Below are 946 nucleotides of genomic sequence, written 5' to 3'. Positions count from 1 at the left end.
GGTCAGCAGGTGAGGCGGTGCTGCTATACCAGTTGGCGTTCAACTGTATGGATGCTTCCCCTTCCCGCTTTCGCTGGTAGATCACGGCGACGCTGTCCCGGATCAGCGTTTCGACCGAAGACCTCAGCTTCCGTAGCTGCTCCCCCTTCAGCTTCCGCTTCGTTTTCCCCGTGTCCATCCAGCAATGGCCCTGGATCTCCTCAACCACCTCGTCCACGATCTGGAAGTAGCGCTTATAGCGGCGTTCACGAGCATTGGTCTGGTTCGGGGTGTTCGTATCCACAGCTGTAGCCCTCTTCTGAAGTCACGATTTCCCTCAGCTGAGAGGGTCAGTGGCGGCCTTGGGGGCCGCCCTTCCCCATACTAATACGACTTATAAGCATCAACCGGCTCCCCCCGCTTGCAGGCTGGATCGTCAAGTAACCCATACCGCTTCCGTACGCCCGGCGTCCCTGCTTTCGGCCCTGTCTCTTAGCAGGTTGACGACCTCCAATCCCTTTCGCCGGTCGAGGCTGTATACGACATCCCCTACCCCCGGGGGTGGCACTCGCCCCCTCCCGTCCAGCGCAGCCACGGAGAGCCTCTCACCGACTCGTACAGCGCCACCTTGGCCCTTGCAGGGGGGTAGAGATGCCGAACCACGAGATGACTCTCCACGGCCCTCTTAGGACTCCTGTCGAGGTCTGGCGATCATTCCCGCCCCCGGCACCAGCAGACCATCCCCGAGCCACCGTCAGCCGTATCCGGCCACCGGCCAGCCGTAGTACAAACCGTAGTACAGACCGTGCCTGTTGACCGCCCAGCGCGAGTACGGATACCCCTTGTTTTGCTGAGGCGTACAGCAATGGAAGTGCCTGCAACGGGAACAGAACTCCCTTCAGCGGCACCACCCAAATCTCCGGAGCATTGCAACGCCTCGGCTTCTGATCGGATCAGGCCAAGGCGT

At 61.0% G+C, this 946-nt stretch carries 1 protein-coding gene; it reads right to left on the bottom strand.

What is annotated here, in order from left to right; all coding sequences use genetic code 11:
• Positions 1–283: hypothetical protein (locus tag FD715_RS22640; protein ID WP_189799602.1), on the bottom strand; the 283-nt coding region annotated here is incomplete at its 3' end.
• Positions 284–946 lie beyond the last annotated feature (663 nt).

This window comes from Tateyamaria sp. syn59, from assembly GCF_007995245.1.
Taxonomy (GTDB): Bacteria; Pseudomonadota; Alphaproteobacteria; order Rhodobacterales; family Rhodobacteraceae; genus Tateyamaria.
This window is presented reverse-complemented; position numbering and strand designations above follow the sequence as displayed.